Annotated in this window: 15 protein-coding genes; all 15 read right to left on the reverse strand. The window is 46.4% G+C overall.

The window, feature by feature from the left end:
- Positions 1-119 precede the first annotated feature (119 nt).
- A complete protein-coding gene (locus ADH90_RS07725; RefSeq protein ID WP_049530735.1) occupies positions 120-1,022 on the reverse strand; it encodes an LPXTG cell wall anchor domain-containing protein in 903 nt (300 codons plus the stop codon).
- A 151-nt stretch (positions 1,023-1,173) separates the two neighbouring features.
- Positions 1,174-2,784 carry a recombinase family protein gene (locus ADH90_RS07730; protein WP_002569232.1) on the reverse strand — a complete coding sequence of 537 codons (1,611 nt, stop codon included), beginning with the start codon at positions 2,782-2,784 and terminating at the stop codon, positions 1,174-1,176.
- A gap of 111 nt (positions 2,785-2,895) precedes the next feature.
- Positions 2,896-3,084: a transposon-encoded TnpW family protein gene (locus tag ADH90_RS07735; protein WP_002569233.1), complete on the reverse strand. Its 189-nt coding sequence runs from the start codon at positions 3,082-3,084 to the stop codon at positions 2,896-2,898.
- Complete coding sequence (locus ADH90_RS07740; RefSeq protein WP_002569234.1) at positions 3,081-3,935, reverse strand: ATP-binding protein; 855 nt, start codon at positions 3,933-3,935, stop codon at positions 3,081-3,083. The genes ADH90_RS07735 and ADH90_RS07740 overlap by 4 nt, the downstream gene beginning before the upstream one ends.
- Positions 3,932-4,681, reverse strand: a complete 750-nt coding sequence (locus ADH90_RS07745) for a phage replisome organizer N-terminal domain-containing protein (protein ID WP_002569235.1) — start codon at positions 4,679-4,681, stop codon at positions 3,932-3,934. The genes ADH90_RS07740 and ADH90_RS07745 overlap by 4 nt, the downstream gene beginning before the upstream one ends.
- Positions 4,671-4,883: a hypothetical protein gene (locus ADH90_RS10910; protein WP_002569236.1), complete on the reverse strand. Its 213-nt coding sequence runs from the start codon at positions 4,881-4,883 to the stop codon at positions 4,671-4,673. Before ADH90_RS10910 ends, ADH90_RS07745 begins: the two co-directional genes overlap by 11 nt.
- Before the next feature lie 185 nt (positions 4,884-5,068).
- Positions 5,069-6,691 (reverse strand): relaxase/mobilization nuclease domain-containing protein, encoded by a 1,623-nt coding sequence (locus tag ADH90_RS07755; RefSeq protein ID WP_002569237.1) that lies wholly within the window; start codon positions 6,689-6,691, stop codon positions 5,069-5,071.
- The gene (locus ADH90_RS07760) at positions 6,663-7,061 is read right to left on the reverse strand and encodes a plasmid mobilization protein (RefSeq protein ID WP_002569238.1); all 399 of its coding nucleotides are present in this window, start codon (positions 7,059-7,061) and stop codon (positions 6,663-6,665) included. Before ADH90_RS07760 ends, ADH90_RS07755 begins: the two co-directional genes overlap by 29 nt.
- A 624-nt stretch (positions 7,062-7,685) precedes the next feature.
- Positions 7,686-7,889, reverse strand: coding sequence for a helix-turn-helix domain-containing protein (locus ADH90_RS07765; RefSeq protein ID WP_003505336.1), 204 nt, complete (start codon positions 7,887-7,889; stop codon positions 7,686-7,688).
- On the reverse strand, positions 7,879-8,325 hold the full coding sequence (locus ADH90_RS07770) for an RNA polymerase sigma factor (protein ID WP_003505338.1): 447 nt from the start codon (positions 8,323-8,325) through the stop codon (positions 7,879-7,881). Before ADH90_RS07770 ends, ADH90_RS07765 begins: the two co-directional genes overlap by 11 nt.
- Positions 8,326-8,529: 204 nt before the next feature.
- A complete protein-coding gene (locus ADH90_RS07775) occupies positions 8,530-9,297 on the reverse strand; it encodes a class I SAM-dependent methyltransferase (RefSeq protein ID WP_003505400.1) in 768 nt (255 codons plus the stop codon).
- A gap of 213 nt (positions 9,298-9,510) precedes the next feature.
- Entirely contained in the window at positions 9,511-9,966 is a 456-nt protein-coding gene (locus tag ADH90_RS07780; RefSeq protein ID WP_003505401.1) for an XRE family transcriptional regulator, read from the reverse strand.
- Between the two features lie 81 nt (positions 9,967-10,047).
- The gene (gene tet(32) / locus ADH90_RS07785) at positions 10,048-11,967 is read right to left on the reverse strand and encodes a tetracycline resistance ribosomal protection protein Tet(32) (protein ID WP_003505402.1); all 1,920 of its coding nucleotides are present in this window, start codon (positions 11,965-11,967) and stop codon (positions 10,048-10,050) included.
- A 361-nt stretch (positions 11,968-12,328) separates the two neighbouring features.
- On the reverse strand, positions 12,329-12,850 hold the full coding sequence (locus tag ADH90_RS07790) for an AAA family ATPase (protein WP_003505403.1): 522 nt from the start codon (positions 12,848-12,850) through the stop codon (positions 12,329-12,331).
- A gap of 171 nt (positions 12,851-13,021) precedes the next feature.
- Positions 13,022-13,744 (reverse strand): hypothetical protein, encoded by a 723-nt coding sequence (locus ADH90_RS11360; protein ID WP_049530757.1) that lies wholly within the window; start codon positions 13,742-13,744, stop codon positions 13,022-13,024.
- Between the last annotated feature and the right edge of the window lie 45 nt (positions 13,745-13,789).

A 13,789-nucleotide genomic window follows, 5' to 3' on the forward strand; every position in this document is an offset into this window, starting at 1 on the left:
AAAATGGAGAGGACAACGATTGTCCTCTCCAGATGTTAGCTCTTTGTCAACTGATTTTATGCGTTTTATTATACAAGCCATCCCCATAGTTTAAGAGATCATGAATATTTTAATAAACACTAGTTTCTTTTCTTCTTGAAAGAGAATTTAAGAAGCGTCATCATTCCTAGTAATACTGCTCCAACCGAGCCTAAAAGACTACTATTTTCTCCTGTTTTTGGTAAAGCTTTTTCTTTATCTTCAGTCTTTTCTATTTCTTTCTTAGATGGACCAGACTTCACATCTTCAATTTTTTTCGGCTCCTCAGACAGACTCCTAGAATCCTTATTCTTACCATTATCCTGAGATTTGGGATCTAGTTCTGGTGTTGGCGCTGGAGTCGGAGTTGGTGTTGGTGTTGGTGTTGGAGCCGGAGTTGGTGTTGGTGTTGGAGCCGGAGTTGGGACTGGATCTGGTTGCGGTGCTGGGTTTGGCTGTGGATTTGGTTTCTCAGTGTCTTGAGATTGATAAACAACTCCATAATTTGAGAAATGAGAAACTTTGAAATGAACATATTTTCCATCAGCACTCAATTCAAACGGCAGTTCCTCAACTGCTCCCGTTTCTGGTAAGAAGTAGATTACTTTTTCTACTTTACGATTAGGATCCACAGGAATCGTTACAGTTGCTTCTCCTGAAATTTGTACAAAACTACCATCTGCCTTTTGAGTCTTAACATCGTAAAGTTCAACATTTTTGGCTGGAAGTTCTGCTGGAAGTTTAGCCAGAATAGTGGTATCTAAAACCTTGTCCGCTATGATCTTATCAACCGCAGCAACATCTGCTCCTGTTAGAGATACAGAGACGTTCGTCGTAGGAGAAACGAGGGTCTCTTTGGGGTGAGATTTGTAGTATACACTTGCTGATACTATCCCTACACCAGCATCAAACACTTCATACTTCAACAAGGTTCCATATGCAGGATTTGCAAGATCTTTAGGGTCAAAACGCTTCCCAAGGGGAAGACTATAAGTTCTCGTCAACCCTCTCTGTCCTTTCCAATTCTGCTCATCCCAATCTATAAGATGATATACCCTCACGATTTACTGATGTGCGATAAAGAAGTAATAGAAGTGTAAAAAATTTTGCCGTTCCTATCCGGCACTTGCGCATTGTGTCGGATAGGTCGGGCGGTTATTCGGGCAAGTCCACCTTGCCAACAAAAGAATAATAAATCTCAATGTCCTGTCTGCGGGTCTTGTTCTCGTCATAGCTGCACTCATGCACAACGATTTTCTCTACAAACTCCCGCAGCAGAGTAGGGGTAAGTTCTTCAAAGCTGGTATGCCGCCGGACAACATTCATAAACTTTTCTGCGTTCACGGTGGCTTCCTGTGCTTTGGAAAGCTCCGCTTGAATAGCAGCGGCTCTTTCTTTCAGCTCCCGTTGCTCTGCTTCATAGTCTGCCGACAGCTCTGTGAAACGCTCGTCTGATATGCGCCCGGTCACGCTGTCCTCATACAGCCGCTTGAAGATAGCGGATAACTCGGCTATGCGTTTCTCGGAGGCTTCCAGTTCCTTTTTCTTGGCGGCGTTCCTGCGTTTGCCCCCGTCCTCGTTCTGCTCAATCAAGAGTTTCATAAACCGGGCTTCATGCTTTGCCGCATAGCTGGTCACTTTCCGCAGATTGGAGAGTACACCAGCGGTCAAGAGGTCGGTGCGGATAAAGTGCGCCGTACAGTCATGGGTGCGTTTCTTGTAGTTGCCGCAGATATAACAGTCCTGCTTGCGCTTGTCCGTCTGGTATCGCTGCTGATACATCACGCTGCCGCAGTCCGCACAGAACAGTATGCCGGAGAACAAACCCACTTCATCATAGCGGTTTGGGCGTTTGCGCTGTTTGCGAAGCTCCTGCACCCGTTCCCATGTTTGGGTGTCTATGATAGGCTCGTGGTGGTTCTCGAAAATCACTTGCTTTTCCGGGGGATTTTCTACACTGTGCTTGACTTTGTAAGAAAGTTTTTCTGTCTTGAAATTTACCAGACAGCCTGTGTATTCCCGGTTTTCAAGGATATGCACTACGGTATTGGTCGCCCACTTGCACTCATAGCCGGGGTGGTAGCGGCGGGTGCTGCCCGTCCTGCGGTATTCAAGCGTTCCCGGCGTGGGGATTTGCTGCTCTGTGAGCATACGGGCTATCTTGGTCGGACCATTCCCGGCAAGACAGAGGTTGTATATCTGCTTGACTACGGGTGCAGCTTCCTCGTCAATAATGAAATTTTCATCCTCGTCCATGAGGTAGCCATACACAGGCTTGCTTGTGATGGGCTTGCCATTCATGCCTTTTGAGCGTTTTACTGCTTTGATTTTCTTGCTCGTATCTCTCACCAGCCATTCGTTAAAGATATTCCGCAGCGGGGCAAAGTCATTGTCGCCCTGTGCGCTGTCCACTCCGTCATTGATAGCGATGAAGCGGACACCTTTCTGTGGGAAAATCATTTCCGTGTACATTCCCACTTGCAGGTAGTTTCGCCCTAACCTCGACATATCCTTTACGATAACTGTCCCGACTTTTCCGGCTTCAATGTCCGCAAGCATGGCTTGAAAACCGGGTCTTTGAAAGTTCGCACCAGAATAACCGTCGTCCGTGTACCAGCGCAGATTGGAAAAGCCGTTCTGCTTTGCATAGGTTTCAAGGATACGCTTCTGATTGGAAATGGAATTGCTTTCGCCTTGCAGCTCGTCCTCATGGGATAGTCTTGGGTAAAGGGCGGTAATTGGTTGTTGGTTGGTCTGTCTTAACATAAAATCCTCCGTTTCCGACAGCCAGCCCCACTATTCCGTACCTTGATTGTACCACATGGGGCGGCTGTCTGTATAGCGGCAAAAGCGTCAAATCTGCTTCTTTATGGTCGGTCAAATCGCCGTTTTTTGTGTAGCAGCTTCCGCTTCCAGCACTTTCATCATCTTGTCGGCTGCGGTGTCGGTTGCGCCCTGCTTGAAGAAGCCGGAAACGGTAAGGACGGAGTTGCCCATGCGGATTTCCGTCACACAGTCCGGGCGGCGGTCTGTTTTGGTGGTGCTTGTCTGTTTCGTTTCTGTCATAGGCTCTCCTTTCGCTGCTTCATCAGTTGCTTTAAGCGTTCCAGCTTTTCCTGTGCGGTTTCCTTTCGGAAGTTGCTGCCCGTGAAGCGGACGGGGGCGCACATGGAAGTCAGCCTGTCATAGATACGGGCGTGGGGCGTGTCCTGCGGGTGCTGCAATTCCTCCAGCGTGAGGTTGGTCGTGGCGATCAGCGGCTTGCCGCTTCGGTAACGGCTGTCAATCACGCTGTAAACCTGTTCCAGCCCGTATTCTGTTCCTCGCTCCATACCGAAATCATCAAGTATCAGCAGAGGGTAGCTGCAAAGGCGGGAAATATATTCGTTCCTGCCCTCAAAGCTGGCGGCAAGGTCACCCAGTATCGTTGCAAAGTTTGTCATGCAGACGGCAACCTCTTTTTCCATAAGGGCGTTGGCGATACAGGCGGCAAGGTAGCTTTTTCCCGTCCCCACGCCGCCCCAAAACAGGTAGCCGATATTTTCAGCCTGCATGGTTTCCCAGCTCTCCACATAAAAGCGGGCGGTTTCGGTCTGCGGGTTTCTGCCGTTGTCATGCTCAAATGTCCAGTTCCGCATAGCAGGGTCGGTAAAGCCCCGGCGTTTCAAGTCCTCCACTTTTTCAAGGTGCTTCTGTCGGCTTTCGGCGGCTTGCTGCTTTTCACGGGCTGCCCGCTGGCAGTCGCACTCTGCCGGGTGGCGGTCACGCCCGAAACAAGTCTTTCCCTCTGCAAAATAGGCTTCTTTGGGCGTATGGCACTTACCGCAGTATAAAAGCCCGTCCTCGCCTGTGTAGTCCTCCGCTTCGGCGGTAGTGGCTGTAATGTCCGTAATCATAGCTTCAATTCCGTTTTTCATAAGCTCTCGCCCTCCTTGCATGAATAATCGGGTATGCCCTGTTTCGGGGCAGCCTTGCCTTTGGCAGCGTCCTCCTGCGCCCACTTGTAAATGGTGGCTGCATGGCTGTGGTACTGTTTCCCGGTGGAAGCGATATGGCAGGAAAGCCGGTCAATATAATACTCCCACTTGTCGGGCAACTCTGTTTTTAGCCCGGAAAGCTCTGTATCGGTCAGTATCACATTGTTGTATCTGCCATAAGCGGCGGGGGCGGGGTGTCCCGTTTCTCCCTCTCTCTCTTTTTCTATCTCTATCTCTTTCTCTAACTCTATCTCTATCTCTGGTGGACGAATGTCGGACAAATGTCCGCCTTTTGTCCGGGGCGGTAAAAGTGCCTTGTTTTCCAGTCTTGCAGCCCGTTTCCGCTCGGCTTCGGTAGAGGACTGTCCTATCATCAGCTCAATGTCGGTCATATAGAAAGCCCCGCTGTCAAGCTGCTCCACAAGCCCCAACTGCCGGAAAATCTCTAAAGCCCTCTCAACCGTCCCTATCTGGTGGCGGGTCAGTGTCGCTATCATCTGCGCTGTGTAGGGGATATGCTCGTCAAGCTGCAATTTCCCGCCGTTTTTCAGCGATTTTAAGTACAGCTTCAAGAGGATATTGGAGTATAAAATCCCGTCTTTCATATCTTCCAGCAGCACAATGGAGTCGCTGTCAAAAAAGTTCTCTTTCAGCTTGAGGTAGTAATACTTGCGGTTATCTGCCATTGTCCCTGTCCTCCTTTTTCCGGCGTTTGGAGTAGTAGTGGGGGCAGAGTATGATAACCGCCCGGAAGCTCTGCTTGCAGCTATGGGTACAGCCCCGGCAGAGGTCATTGTATGTGATACGATCGCAGGTGGAATTCCCGACTTTCACTTGCCGCAGGAAAAAAGACCATTCCAGCCGCCGTTTCTTGCTCATTCTTGGCATGGGTGCGCTCCTTTCTGCCGTTTCCGCTGGTGTGGCGGTATCGGCGGTAATTCTGTATCATCTCGGTATCATTTTCGGGTTTTTTCTGCCCTATAAGCCCGTTAAAAAATCCTTTGGTATTTGCGGATAGGGTACGGGGCAGCCCCCTTGTTCTGTATAGGTTCGGGTACATTTTGGGGCGGTTTTTATCGTTCCTGTTCCTGCCTTTTCACAGGCTTGCGCTCCCGGTGTAAAATCTGGTCGATATTGCCCTTGACAGTCTGTAAGCGGCGGTATTCCTCCCGTTTTGCCCGGTAATCGTTGTAGCCGCTGTTTTTCTCTTGGATAAGGGTTTCAATCTCTGCTTGCAGGGCTTTATAGCTCGGCAGCTTGGAAATGCCGTTTTCCCTGAAATAGCGGGCGGCTGCGTCTGCTATGATAAAGTCGCTTTCGTACTTCTGACGGTAGGCTGCTTTTGCTTTGGCGTTTTTCTGCTGTTTCAGCCCGTCCCGGACAGGGCGGGTCTTGGAATAGGCAAGCACCTGCCGTTGCAGCTCCTTTTTCCCGTTCAGCGTCTTTTCCATCTGCTTCAGCTCTGTAAGGCTTTCCCGCATGGCGGTATAGGCGGCAGAACAGGCTTCGTCCAGTTCCTCCGGGGAAGAAAAGCCGTACTGCTGATAGGCGGTAACGGTAGCTGCCATTTGCTTTAGGTTGTGCTTTGCCGCCCAGCGGTCATAGCCCACGCCCTTGCCCTCGGCTCGCTTGGCTTCCCGGTCAACCATGCGCTGCAAGGTGTTGTCTGCCGGGGTGGTTTTTGTGGTTTTTTCCCCTTGTGACAGCTTTTTAACCGCGGCAGGGTATTCGAGTATGGCTTTGCTCTGTTCGGCGGCTCTGTGGGCGTTCTGCGTAAGCAGGACAAGGACAGCAGCCTTGTCAAAATCGTCCCCCAGCTTCCGGGCTGTGATAGGCTTTGTCCTGTCCGGCGTGAGGTAGGAAAGCCGCCCCCGGCTCTCCTTGACGGTCACACCCTCCCGCAGCAAAAGGGAAGAAAATTCGTCAAAGCTGCCAGCTTGGGAAAGTGCCTGCCGTATCGTCCGGCGCAGCTTCGCCTTGTCCGTTTCAAACTTGGTGGGCTTGGTCGGCTGTCCTGCGGCTTCTCTGACAGCGTTCTCTTTATCAAGGGCAAGCTGTCCTTTCTTTGCCGCCCAGTATTCCCGTTCGGTTATCCGTTCCTTGCTGCCGCTTAGGAGGTCGATTTGGTAAAGCCCCTCCCGGTGGCACATCTCCATGACTTCACTCTTGAAATATTCCATAGCGGCGTTGGTGCAGCGGTGCTTGCAGCCCTCCCGTGTGTCGGCTGGTCTGTCCATGTAGGGCAGAAGCGGGACTTCATAAATCCGCAGGGAGTTGATGACGATATGCACATGGATATTGCCGCTGTGGTTATGCCCGTCCGGGTGGGTGCAGACTAAGGCTTGGTGTCCGGGGAAATGCTCTTTACAGAACTGCTCGCCCAGCTCCTGCGCCCGGTCTACGGTCAAGCCGTTGTCTGTCCCGTCCCGTGGGTCAAAGCTGATGATATAGTGGTGGCTTTTCACATCTTCCCGTTTTTGGTTTTTCTCATAGCGGAGATTAGCCCGCATACAGGCAACAGCGAAATCCTCGCCCCCACAGTTGAGGGAAGAAATGCGGTAATCCTCCCTCGGTATCAGCCGCCCGTTTTCATCAAGGGTGGGCTTCATGGTAAACTCGTCATGCTCAAATGTGAGATAGGCTTCCGCTGCGCCATAGTCCGCATTTTTAGAGCTGATATGTTTGAATGTTGCCAACAGCGTCACCCACTTTCTGCAAGACTTCAAACTTTAGGGCAGCAAGGTCGGAAACCGCCGCCCGTACCTCCCCGGCAAGCTGCGGGTAGGGGCTGTGCCACTCGTTCAGCGTCCGGGCTATCTGGTTTAAGTTGCCGCCGATCCTGCCGTATTCGGCGGTCAGCTTCCCGACAGCGGCAAGCAACTCGTCATTGACGGGGGAAACGGTTATGATGGGGCGTATGGCTGCCCCGGTTATGGCTTGCCGGATAAACTCGGCTTGGCTCATGTTGTAAGCAGAAAGCCTTTCCGCAAACTCGGCGTATTCTTCCTCGGTCATGCGTGTCTTGACTACCCGGCTGCGGTGCGGCGTGTTATATCGTTTTCGCATGGTAAAACCTCCTTCGGCTGTGCGTGGTGTCCTCTCACTAATAGGAGAAAAACAGGGTGTAAAGCGGAACTGTTTTTGAAAAATCCGAAAAATTATTTTGAGGGATTTTCCAGCGGCGTAAGCCGCATAAGCAGGGTTTGGGGAAGGCACTCCCCAACAAGATTCCCGCAGGGGCAAAATGAGCGATAAGCGAATTTTGGTACTGCGGTAGAATCTTGCTCTGAAAAACTCCGGCGTTCCCCGGCTTCCGTACTTTCCGCTAACAAGACGTTTCAAAAGGGCTTTGCTACCCGCTATTCCGGCATATCTTGAAAATTTTCCTTTCACTACCTACAACACCACGCAAAGCAAAATGGACGGAGATTTTTAGAATTTCCCCTTATTCCCTACAACACCACGCAAGCCGAAAAAGGCGGACAATGGCAGTATTTTTTTCTTTGATACCCTCCACGGATAAGTAAGGGATTTTGCCAACTGCGGCGGCAATTTTCCCTTTTGTTTTTTCATACTGGGGATTTTCAAAAATGCCAAACAGGAACGAAAAAAAGCAGCAAATCTGTTGAATAGATTTACTGCTTTCTGGTTGCCGGCGAAGCGGCGGTTATTCAGTTGTAGGCGGTAGGGCTATCTCCCAAAGCGGAACTTGAAAATAGCTGTGAGAAGCGTCTGGGTGATGTAGTCCTCTGTATCTTGGTCTACCCGTCCATTCACACGGGCGGCACATTGTATGCGGCGGCGGTAATACTGCAATACAGTTCCCACCGCTTCCGGCTCCCCGCTGGTGGCTTGGACGATTGTTTCATAGGGGAGAAGCCTATTATTTCTCATATGCCATTCCCTCCATTTCCGCTTGGAGCTGCCGTAGGACTTTTCGGATATGGTAGCCCGCTGTGCTGCGGCTGCGCCCGTACTGTCTGCCAATTTCGTGCTGTGGAATACGCTTGAAAAAGGACAGGTAAATCATTTCCCGCTCCCGTTCGTCCAGCCGTGACAGGGCTTCCGCAAGTAAGCCGCTGCTGAAAATGACCGTATCGCCGCAAAGGGTAAGTATGTATTCCTCGTCCGGCTCCGGGGCTTGGAAATATTCATCTGTCGTGCCTAAAGGGTAGTGCTTTTCGTCTGTGAGGTATTCAAGGGATATTTCTCTTTTGTGCTTCCTGCTCCGTGTCCTCGCTGCGTTGATCGTTGCATTTCGGATAACGACTTTGCAAAAGGCATGGAAAGTGTACTCGATATGTTCCCGATATTCTTCTGTACAGGTCATGGAAAATCCCCCTTTCCTCCCAAAAGGGCTGTGGCTGGTTAGTAGTTGCTTTTTATGATAGTAAGGGGCGGCAGCACTTTAGGCTGTCGCTCCTTGACTGCCTAACTGCAAAACCGGGCGGGGCTGTCAACGGCGGGCGAAGCCCGTTCATCTTGACCGTTGACTGGCTCGGCCAGGTTTGCTATTTATCCGGCAAACTTGAATTTATTTTAAGCTATCACGTTTTACCTTTTTAAGCCTTACTATCATTACCATAGGAATTTCTTTGTTGTTTTTGAAACATTCTTCATAAAATCCATCAATGACAAATCCAGCTCTAAAACAAAGGTTAAAAATATCTTGTATGGAACGATGATAATAAATCTGCTCCTCCGGTTGCCCTTCAATCGCTATACCATAGTAACTGTGCGGTGTCATATATTTTTCAGTCAACGTGATAAAACAAGGGTGTTGCGTTGCAAAGACAAAAATTCCGCTTTCCTCCAACAGTTCATAAACAGCCATAAGAAGTGGTTCAATATCCGTAATATCCATAATTGCCATATTAGAAACTGCTTTCGTAAAGGCTCGATTTCTTTTTAATTCTAATATACTTTCTCTATTGGTCGCATCCGCTACACAAAATTCAATTTGTTTTGCATATTGTGATTGCCGTCTTTTAGCCAATTCTATCATTTTTTTGCTGTAATCAAAAGCGACAATCGAAGCGCCTCTTTGTGCAAGATACGAAGAATAATTTCCATTGCCACACGCAATATCCAAAATGTAATCCGCAGGATTAGGAGATAGAAGTTCCGTTACTTTGGGACGCACTACCTCTCTGTGAAATTCATTAGATTTGTCACCCATTGCATTATCCCAAAATTGTGCGTTTTTCTCCCAGATTTTTTTACTTTCCTCTGTTCCCATGTTCTCTCCCACTCCCAAAATTTGCCTTTTTGCTTCCATTAAATCTTCCTTACTATATTCCATTGTTACCCTCCATAACTTCTGATTGTTGCCGTCTTGACTATTATGTATCTTTTCTTTCCAAAATGGTATAGGCTTTTATTTTTATAATGCTGCAAAACTTTTCTTCTGTAAGGTATTCAAAGGATATTTCCCTTTGCCGCCGCTATTGGAAAGCCAAAAGCAGCGGCTTTTTTACGCGATATGACCGAAAAGTCTAGAAAGCAGGATATGTCATCATTTGTCATTTCTTCTCAATGTAATAACTGCATGGCATATCAAGCCAAATACAAGAGAAAAACAGCCACCGCCAAATAGTGATGCTCCCCACCCTGCACCCGACATTGTCATAAAACCGCCAACAAAGAAAATACCAATGCCAAGAAATATCCCGACACCATAAAAAAGTCCAATTGCCATATCATACTTATTAAATTGTCGTTTCTCTTTTTTTTCACATGTTTCCATTTTTGTTATTACCTCCTTCGCAAAATCGTCCATGTGGACTCCAAAAAGAAAACAAATTTTTTTCAACGTATTTAAATCGGGTTCATTAACATCTCTCTCCCAATTCGATAGCGCCTGCCGGGTAACATTCAATTCCCCAGCCAGTTCTTCCTGTGTCATTCCCGATTGTGTTCGCAGATGACGTATTTGCTTTCCTGTTGTAATATCCGTCTGTTTCTGGTTCAAAATGGTTCCTCCTCTCTGATGCTGATTTTATCAATGATATTTCGGAATAGCCAGCAATGAACGCTTGCATTGCGCAAGACGTTACATTATCTTCTGAAACATATGCCGGATCTTGTCTAAACGGCTGTTCGGGCGGCGTGGCTGAAATACAGGCTCGCCGGAAGTTTCCTGATACCCTTTTAATTCTGTAATGCAGACACTTCTTCCATTTGTATAAAAATTCAGATCATTCCTATATTCACCGATACAACGGGCAGGGATTTCACCCTTAAAAATAACTTCATCTTTTTCAAGTCTGGTTGATTCAATGATTGCGCAATACTTTGGTGCATCATTATAAGCCCGTGAAAGATATTCCTGCGGTGCAAAAAGGGTAAAGGAAAGGTATGGTTCCAACAGTTGTGTCCCTGCTTTTTTCAATGCCTGCTCCAACACGACAGGCGCAAGAAAACGAAAATCAGCGGGGGTGCTGACCGGGCTGTAATAAACTCCATAATCAAAACAAATTTGGCAGTCTGTCACTCCCCAGCCATATAAGCCCTGCTCCATTCCATAACGCACACCCTCCATGACGGCATTTTGAAAACTTTGGTTTAAATAGCCGAGAGATACCTCGCTTTTATATTGTGTTCCGCTTCCAACAGGAAGCGGTGTTACAGTCAAACCAATAGATGCCCAAAACGGATTCGGCGGCACTTCAATATGAATCGTGCAGCTCGCTTTTTTTTGCGGTCTTTCCAGATAAATAACCGAAGGCTCTTTCATAGCCACGCCCACATGATATTTTTCTTCTAATAGCGAACAAATAACTTCTAACTGTACTTTTCCCAAAAAAGATAACATAATCTCATGGGTAACAGTATCAATGTCAAAATGCAAAAGAGGGTCTGTATCAGCAATCTCTGCGAGGGCATTTAACAGGGCTTCCCTTTGCTCCGGCTTTTGCGGCTCTACCGTTGTCCGAAGTAATGGCATGGGATTATCAATCCGTGTTTTGTGAGGCAGGAGTTTTTCATTTCCCAGGATATCGTTCAGTTTCAAAGTATCATCAGCTAAAATAACAATTTCTCCCGGACAGGCATGGTCAGCCGGGACGATTTCACCATTTGACGGAATACACATTTCTGTAATCTTTATTTTTTCCTTTTTTGACAGCAGCAGGGTATCCCGTAAATGGAGCGTCCCATGATACAGGCGTAAATAAGAAAGCCGTTTTTTCCGCTCTGTATACTCAACCTTAAAAACATATCCACATAATTCAGACTGAATATCGTCCGTTTCTGTAATGAAAGTTTCTATAATCGCTTCAATCAGTTTTTCTGTTCCTAAATTGTCTTTTGCACTCCCATGATAAACAGGAAACAAAGAGCAGCATCTGGTTCTTTTGCACTTTTCATATTGTAATTCCTGTATATCCAAAGAATCCTCTGCAACATATCGTTCTAATAGTTCATCGCTTCCGGAAATAATCATATCCCATTTGTCTAAATCAGAAATATCGGTCATGGTTATCTTTGGCGACAGGGAAACCTCCTGCATGACAATCATATCACTGGTAAGTTTATCTTTAATGCTTTGGTAAACACACTGCAGGTCGATCCCATTTTGGTCTATCTTATTTATAAAGATAATTGTCGGAATGTCCATTTTCTGAAGCGCATGGAATAATATACGGGTTTGTGCCTGTACGCCGTCTTTTGCTGAAATGACTAAAACAGCTCCGTCAAGGACAGATAAAGAGCGGTATGCTTCGGTTAAAAAATCCATATGACCGGGAGTGTCCACGATATTGATTTTATAATCATTCCAATAAAAAGAAGTAACCGCTGTCTGAATGGTAATTCCCCGTTGCCGTTCCAAAATCATAGTGTCTGTTCTTGTGGTCCCTTTATCCACGTTTCCCTGTTCCGCAATCGCTCCACTGGTGTATAGCAGACTTTCTGTCAATGTAGTTTTTCCTGCGTCTACATGGGCCAGAATGCCGATATTGATTATTTTCATGTGATTGTCCTCCCTTTACAGCCCCAAAGGGCATAAAAATCCCCAGCAGTAAAATACTTTTACCACTGGGGATTCTAATTTGCGGACATACACATATACAGCATACACCTATTTGTGATTGCTGTTTTTTGAATATGTCAAAATTGATAAGGCAAAAGTATTCTTAAATTGGGTACAAAAAACCAAGCCCCCACAAAAGGAGCTATCATAATTCTTTGTTCCCACTATTTGATTATAGTTTTATTTAAGAATACCTTGCCGCATATTTTTTACTCCTTTTCTGGAATGAAGCTATTATATCACATCAGTTTTAGGAAAGAAAGTACTTAAAAGAAATTTTTCTTCCCCTTATATGTAACAATCATACCGGCTTCCTGGTGTTCAGAATGGTTTCTGCTGTCTGCTGTGGTGTTTGATTGGAATTGTCCAGCCAAAAGCCGATCCGTGGTGTTGTCTGCATAAATGTATCGTATAAGGTTTCAACCGTAAAGCCGGAATAGCCTGTTTTCTCCCTGTATCGTTCCCTTTCTTTTATTGTTTCCACATCTGGACAAAGAACGACAACCTCAACAGGGTATTTATGCAGATAATTTATCATTCGGTTTAATTCATCACCGTAGTAGTTATCTTGGATCACTACAGAAAAGCCGTTGTCAAAGTATGACCTTGCCGCATCAGCAGTCAATTTGTATCGAAGGTACAGCTGGCGGACTGCTTCCGCTGATGGGGTAGCTGACATATTTTCTCTGCCTGAAATAATCATTTTTCGGAACACATCACCACGAAGATGGACGCATTTTTCTATTGATTTTGCCAGTAAATCGGAAACTGTAGATTTTCCAGAAGCCATTAAGCCTGTAATGAGATAAATTTTTTGTTTCATTTCACTTCCTCCGGCACAAAAAATATGTACATGTAACTAATTCAACACATTTATAATTTGAATAGGGACATTATAGCATTTACTAAATACAAATTCAATGTATACGGAAAGAAAGATATAAGGAGTGGGAGGGATTCCGCCGTAGTCGGCATTGTAGGAAAATCCAAAAGTTTAGATTTTCCCACAATGCTTATCTTTTGGTCTTTGGTTCGGAATAGTGTAGTGCTGGCGGTCTATCTCTTGTTTTCGGTTGCTTGCTTCCTTACCGTACATGAGCATTGTATCTCGGCTTATCTTACTAGCATAGATATCTGGGCTGGTCGGATTGGTAGGATCTGGAACTTCCCTAATAATTTCTTTGAAGGTGATAATATACTCCTCTTGGATTTGCTCAGAGCCGTCATTGGTAATAGTTCTGCCGATATTCTTAAGGTTTTCCTTATAATCATCGCCTTTCTTATAATCATCAAGCTCAAAATCCTTATAGGTATTCGCCTTTAAGGTGTAGCTTTCTCCTGGCTTGAGAGTGATAGTTTTTCGGGACAATTCAGCTTCCCCTCGACCACCAGCTTGGAAATAGTGATATACTTCAACCACATCAAAAGAAACTGTTTGCAAAGCGGGTTTCTCTCCCTCAACTGTCTTCTTTTCTTTATCTGGTACTTGATTAGAAGTTTCCTTAGTAGAGTCCGTATTCTTTTCTGCTGTTTGCTCCTTTTCCTTAGACTCTGGGGTATCAACTAGGGTTTTTGGTGTTTCTGCTACCGTTTCCTCTGCCTGTGCAAGGCTTGCTCCAGCCAGACCAACCGTCACAGCTGCTAGACCAAGCAAAGCAAGTTTCTCCAACTTGATAGCCTTTTTTCGATCATGTTTATAACGTTTTATTCTTGACATCTTATCACTCCTAATTTACTTTGTAATATATCTCCTATATTATAC

Origin of the sequence: Streptococcus pseudopneumoniae (genome assembly GCF_001073085.1) — a bacterium.
GTDB lineage: Bacteria > Bacillota > Bacilli > Lactobacillales > Streptococcaceae > Streptococcus > Streptococcus pseudopneumoniae_M.

What these genes read in the sequence shown, in the direction of transcription:
- ADH90_RS07730 (WP_002569232.1), bottom strand. Translation starts at nt 2,784, where the DNA reads ATGTTAAGACAGACCAACCAACAACCAATTACCGCCCTTTACCCAAGA.
- ADH90_RS07735 (WP_002569233.1), bottom strand. Translation starts at nt 3,084, where the DNA reads ATGACAGAAACGAAACAGACAAGCACCACCAAAACAGACCGCCGCCCG.
- ADH90_RS07740 (WP_002569234.1), bottom strand. Translation starts at nt 3,935, where the DNA reads ATGAAAAACGGAATTGAAGCTATGATTACGGACATTACAGCCACTACC.
- ADH90_RS07745 (WP_002569235.1), bottom strand. Translation starts at nt 4,681, where the DNA reads ATGGCAGATAACCGCAAGTATTACTACCTCAAGCTGAAAGAGAACTTT.
- ADH90_RS10910 (WP_002569236.1), bottom strand. Translation starts at nt 4,883, where the DNA reads ATGCCAAGAATGAGCAAGAAACGGCGGCTGGAATGGTCTTTTTTCCTG.
- ADH90_RS07760 (WP_002569238.1), bottom strand. Translation starts at nt 7,061, where the DNA reads ATGCGAAAACGATATAACACGCCGCACCGCAGCCGGGTAGTCAAGACA.
- ADH90_RS07765 (WP_003505336.1), bottom strand. Translation starts at nt 7,889, where the DNA reads ATGAGAAATAATAGGCTTCTCCCCTATGAAACAATCGTCCAAGCCACC.
- ADH90_RS07770 (WP_003505338.1), bottom strand. Translation starts at nt 8,325, where the DNA reads ATGACCTGTACAGAAGAATATCGGGAACATATCGAGTACACTTTCCAT.
- ADH90_RS07775 (WP_003505400.1), bottom strand. Translation starts at nt 9,297, where the DNA reads ATGGAATATAGTAAGGAAGATTTAATGGAAGCAAAAAGGCAAATTTTG.
- ADH90_RS07790 (WP_003505403.1), bottom strand. Translation starts at nt 12,850, where the DNA reads ATGAAACAAAAAATTTATCTCATTACAGGCTTAATGGCTTCTGGAAAA.
- ADH90_RS11360 (WP_049530757.1), bottom strand. Translation starts at nt 13,744, where the DNA reads ATGTCAAGAATAAAACGTTATAAACATGATCGAAAAAAGGCTATCAAG.